Origin of the sequence: Vibrio sp. V19_P1S1T109 (assembly GCF_002241375.1) — a bacterium.
In the GTDB taxonomy this organism is placed as follows: domain Bacteria; phylum Pseudomonadota; class Gammaproteobacteria; order Enterobacterales; family Vibrionaceae; genus Vibrio; species Vibrio anguillarum.
The window spans coordinates 1-4,891 of sequence record NZ_NDIM01000254.1; the positions used below are offsets into that span (position 1 = coordinate 1).

Below are 4,891 nucleotides of genomic sequence, written 5' to 3' on the forward strand. Positions count from 1 at the left end.
CCATGGAAATAAACTAAAAATATAGGTTTATAGTGACTATGCGTAAAACAATCATTGCAGCCGCTTTGCTGCTAGCATCAGGCCAAACACTGGCAGAAATAGACCGAAATAGCCCATCCGTCATGAGCAATTTTAGTTACGACTATATCGAAGCTCGTATTGGAGCAAGTCCAGTCACCTTTGGTGCTGCGATGAGCAAATCAATTCACCCAAATGCACATGTTATTGGTCGTATAGACTCTGAGTTTGAAGGTGATTTTGACGCAGCCGCAGGTTTTGGCTTTCATGCTCCTATTAACAACTGGGCTGACTTCACGGGTGAAATGCTATTACGCGTCGTAGATACCCGCGATAATAAAAGCGCCGATACAGGAATGGAATTAAACCTTGGCGTACGTCAATGGCTTGGACCACAGTTGGAAGTTGGTGGCAAAGGTGGCTTTGTCTCTATCGATGACAATGATGACTGGATTGCGTCTGTTTATGCCCGTTTTCATTCTACAGAACTGTTCTCTCTCGGTGCCGAAGCTCGTATCAATGATGCTTACGGCGATCAGCTGATGTTTACGACTCGTTTTAAGTTCTAGGTGTAAGCTAAATACAATAAAAAGCCGAGACGTAAGACTCGGCTTTTTATTTGATAACTATTTATTTGATAACTTTGCTACAAAACTGTCAGCGTAATGAGCAGCTTTCTAATAATTGACGCTTGCGAGGCTCTTGCAGCAATTTCCAATGAATACCTTCGATCGCACCAGCAAACTTCCACAGTAGTTTTACATCGACGTCACTACCGTACGTTTTTCTCACTTTAGAAAATATCGTAGGAGCACCTAAGCGCATGAACGTTTCCACATCATTGATGCCCGCTTTTTTAACCATACGCTCTAACGTTAACTGCATGTTTGGTAAATCACGTAGTCGACGGCTTGCAGAGGATTTTTGAAAGCTACGTTGCTCAACAGAATAACGAATGGAACGTTCAATAATCGTATCTAGGCTCTCATGATTGCTCACAAAAAGCTCAGTAATATCATAATAATTAACGGTTGCTGTGGTCTGCTTTTTAACGTGTTTGTATTTTTCGCAACCTAATTTTGTGAGTGCATCATCGAGCTCTTCACCTCCACGAATAAAAACAGACTCTTCACTAATCAGTGAATACATCGCTTCTTTTTGGAAAAGCCCAACACCACCAAACATTGAACGCTTTTGAAATGCGCCAAATTTAATAACGTAATTGAAAAATGCATGCTCAATCATATCCATTGATCCTTAATCAAGTTCCCCGATTAATAGTGATCACCAGATAGCAGCGTATTTTTGCGAATAAAAAGAGTAAGTTAGTAACAAGCTTGTAGTAGTTTAGTATTAGCTTGCTTAATATGGGTACTATCATAGTTAACGATACAAAATAAGTCTGGGCATACATCACATCAATAGACATATCTCAGCAGAGTTATGAGATAGAAATCACATCATTGTGTTTATGAATAAATTTTTTTGACACATACGCTTTCCATTAACGTATTAAGATTAATGCATCAAGAAAACAAATTTATGCGATTGATGGTGAATTGATTGCTTATTTGGGTTAGCAGACGGTAAAATGCCTTCAGTACAGATTGAGCACAAATTTATGAATCATCTATCTTTTTACTGGCTTCCAGATCATCATCAAATGCTCATCCAAGGGTTAGAAAGTGAATTTTCTCAATTGGTTGAACACTCACTCAGCACAGGAAAAATTTCACTTCCTCCTATTCCTGATGTTGTTCTAAAAATACAGCGCTTATGCACATTAGAATCTACTGAAATTTCAGATGTCGCCGATTGTCTACTTGAAGATCCCGGACTGACTGCAATTGTAGTACGCGTAGCAAACTCTGTTGTCTTTAATCGTCGAAATATTACCTGTACGGATTTAGTCACGGCTGTATCACGCTTAGGCATACTACGAGTACGCGACATTGTAACAGCTCAAGCGATTGAGCAGTTAAAGCACTCCGTAAACTTAAGCAAAGAATGCAATAAAATATTGGTTAATAGCGCCGCCATATCGCGAGAGCTTGGCGCAACCATGGTGATGGTAACTCACGCATTTAAACAACTAGAACCAAGCCGATATCAACATTTAGAGCAAGAAAAAGCCTTACTTGTCGGTCTACTTGCGGATATTGGCTTGTTTTGTCTGGTACACGAATATCATTTATATCTTGAGAAAGGCAACTATCTCGATCAAGACATCGCCCTACAGATTTTTCAGTCGCGATGTTCAAAAACCAGTCAGCTTGTGTTAAGAAGTTGGGGGTTCGACTCAGATTTCCTTGAAGTAGCAGGAAATCAATCTTTAGTCGCATCTTCTCACGAAGTCAGTTACCTTGATGTGGCACGTATTGCTCACCATCTTTTACTGTTTCGTCGTCAAGATGAAGAGATTGAAGAGCATGACGTCGAAATTAATGCGACCGGAGCTGAGGTGCTATACAACTTAAGTAACCTTAGTGAGCTTGAATTCAAATCAAAACTCAATGATGTGATCAACGCAAGCGGCTTCTAAACCCAAAATAATCAGAGGATGAGATGTTCTCAGGGATGTTATTTATTTTTGCCCCACTAATAGTGGGGTATCTATTTTCTATTGCCAATCAACAGTGGCTAGCAGCATTAAATAAAGCCACGTCTTGGTTAGTTTACGTCATTCTGTTTCTGATGGGTTTAAGCTTGGCAGCCCTCGATAACTTGGGCAGTAACCTACAGTTGATACTCAAATTTACCACCGTATTTTTCTTGATGATCGGTGCTTGCAACTTGTTGGTCTTGCCTTTTATTGACAAATTTCTACCCATAAAAACCGATGTGAACCATTCAAAACTGCCACTATCTAGCATGGCGTTAGAATCCGTAAAGCTGATTGTGGTTGTCGGTGGAGGATTGGCGCTTGGGGTTGTATTAGGATTCGATTTAAGTTGGGTGAGCACCGCCAGTGAATGGATCCTGTTCGTATTACTTTTCTTTATTGGTATTCAGTTGAGAAATAGTGGTTTAACTCTACGACAAATTTTGCTCAATAAATACGGAATGGTCATCGCATTAGTCATTATATTGACCTCTTGGATTGGGGGGATCATTGCGGCCATGATTCTTGATATCCCAATTTATCGAGGACTAGCCATGGCTTCCGGTTTTGGATGGTATTCACTTGCCGGGATTTTAATGGGTGATGCTTTCGGCCCAGTCTATGGTGGTGCCTCTTTCATGATAGAGCTACTTAGAGAACTGGTTGCTTTAGTGATGATCCCCATGCTAATCCGAACCAAACCTTGCTCTGCCATCGGCTATGCTGGGGCAACCGCGATGGATTTCACCTTGCCCGTGATCCAGACAACTGGCGGGGTTCGTTGCGTACCGATCGCAATTGTCAGTGGGTTTATTCTCAGCCTACTGGTGCCTATTCTTATGCTGTTCTTTGTATCACTTGCAGGCTAGATCTCAGGAATCACTTTAGCCTTCATTTAAACTAACAATAGGGAGTAGAAAACTCCCACACAATAACAAAGCCCAAAGGAAGATTTATGAAACGTGTTCTCGTTGCCCTACTGCTCTCAACTTCAGCGAATGTTGCTCTCGCTGCTGATAACCAATGCTTATCCGAAAAATATGACGCTTATGTCGACGCGTCTCTCCATTGGTATAGTGATCTCGCAGACTTAACGACCGCGCAATATCCTGAACTTACTGAAGTTAGCCAATGGTTTCTGCAAGGACGCCAGCATCACTTTGAATTAAGCCGTGCGGCAGTCCACTATTACCTAAGCAACGATCCTTCTAAAGTTGCCACCTCGCAACCTGTAGAAGCTTGGTTAAAACTAGAACAGCACGACATTAAAGTATTGGCCTCACGCAGTGATGATCTCGGCCACATTGCTAAAATCACCTATGAAGATCGCCAAGCAAAGCCTAACGAAAAAAACTATGAATTACGTTCAGCTTTAGCCGAATTGCTCAGTCATCCGAAGCAGATCGAAGCTGCGTTGAATAAATATAACGATGCCATCGCCTTGATCGAAAAGAAAGTCTGTAACTAGTCGCCGCCTCTACTCTAGCCGAATTAAGACGGGACAACTGTCCCGTTTTCGTTTAGATTGTGCCGCTCGCATTCCATAAAATCAAAATAACGAAGCTGTATGGTATCAGAACAAAAAACTGCAAATGTGAGTTTCGAGAGCTTGTTACGGATCTTCACTGTGCCCGAAGGCCCCGACTCAACACTGACAAAAATAGACCAAGAGCTATCGCGCAATTTGAACCTCTTCTTGCGTGAACATATTGTCGCTGAAGAAAAACCACTCAAAGAGATCGAAAAAGATTTCTCTAATCCGCAAATTCCAGAGTCACCGGAGTTCGTTTCAGAACATACTCAGCATTTGTTGGATAATTTAGTCGCTCATTCAGTGCATACCTCGGCTCCTAGCTTTATTGGTCATATGACATCTGCACTGCCATATTTCTTGATGCCGTTATCAAAGATCATGATTGCGCTGAATCAAAACTTAGTCAAAATTGAAACGTCAAAAGCGTTTACACCGCTAGAACGGCAGGTTTTGGGTATGTTGCATCGTTTGATCTATCAAAAAAACGACGCTTTTTACAGCCAATGGATGCATAGCGCTAATCATTCGCTCGGTGCATTTTGCTCTGGCGGAACAATTGCCAATATCACGGCATTGTGGGTGGCTCGTAATAATGCTTTGAAAGCCGATGGTGATTTCCAAGGCGTCGAAAAAGAGGGGCTGTTTAAAGCCATGCGTCATTATGGTTACCACGGGTTAGCCATTTTAGTGTCTGATCGTGGCCATTACTCTTTAAAGAAAGCCGCTGACGTATTGGG

At 41.7% G+C, this 4,891-nt stretch carries 6 protein-coding genes; 5 read left to right on the forward strand and 1 reads right to left on the reverse strand.

Going from position 1 to position 4,891, the window contains the following annotated elements; all coding sequences use genetic code 11:
* Window positions 1-38: 38 nt before the first annotated feature.
* Window positions 39-587, forward strand: a complete 549-nt coding sequence (locus B9J87_RS12780; RefSeq protein ID WP_026027603.1) for a hypothetical protein — start codon at window positions 39-41, stop codon at window positions 585-587.
* An 88-nt stretch (window positions 588-675) separates the two neighbouring features.
* On the opposite strand, the gene B9J87_RS12785 is transcribed toward B9J87_RS12780, so the two are convergent.
* Entirely contained in the window at window positions 676-1,269 is a 594-nt protein-coding gene (locus B9J87_RS12785; protein ID WP_013857112.1) for a TfoX/Sxy family DNA transformation protein, read from the reverse strand.
* Window positions 1,270-1,639: 370 nt separating this feature from the next.
* On the opposite strand from B9J87_RS12785, the gene B9J87_RS12790 reads away from it, so the two are divergent.
* The 4 genes from B9J87_RS12790 to B9J87_RS12805 all read left to right on the forward strand — a co-directional run.
* The gene (locus B9J87_RS12790; RefSeq protein ID WP_026028826.1) at window positions 1,640-2,560 is read left to right on the forward strand and encodes an HDOD domain-containing protein; all 921 of its coding nucleotides are present in this window, start codon (window positions 1,640-1,642) and stop codon (window positions 2,558-2,560) included.
* A 23-nt stretch (window positions 2,561-2,583) separates the two neighbouring features.
* Window positions 2,584-3,489 carry a lysine exporter LysO family protein gene (locus B9J87_RS12795; protein ID WP_094151060.1) on the forward strand — a complete coding sequence of 302 codons (906 nt, stop codon included), beginning with the start codon at window positions 2,584-2,586 and terminating at the stop codon, window positions 3,487-3,489.
* A gap of 86 nt (window positions 3,490-3,575) precedes the next feature.
* Window positions 3,576-4,088: a hypothetical protein gene (locus tag B9J87_RS12800; RefSeq protein ID WP_013857115.1), complete on the forward strand. Its 513-nt coding sequence runs from the start codon at window positions 3,576-3,578 to the stop codon at window positions 4,086-4,088.
* A 99-nt stretch (window positions 4,089-4,187) separates the two neighbouring features.
* Window positions 4,188-4,891, forward strand: a 704-nt coding sequence (locus B9J87_RS12805; protein WP_254918134.1) for a pyridoxal-dependent decarboxylase, incomplete at its 3' end; no start/stop codon positions are given.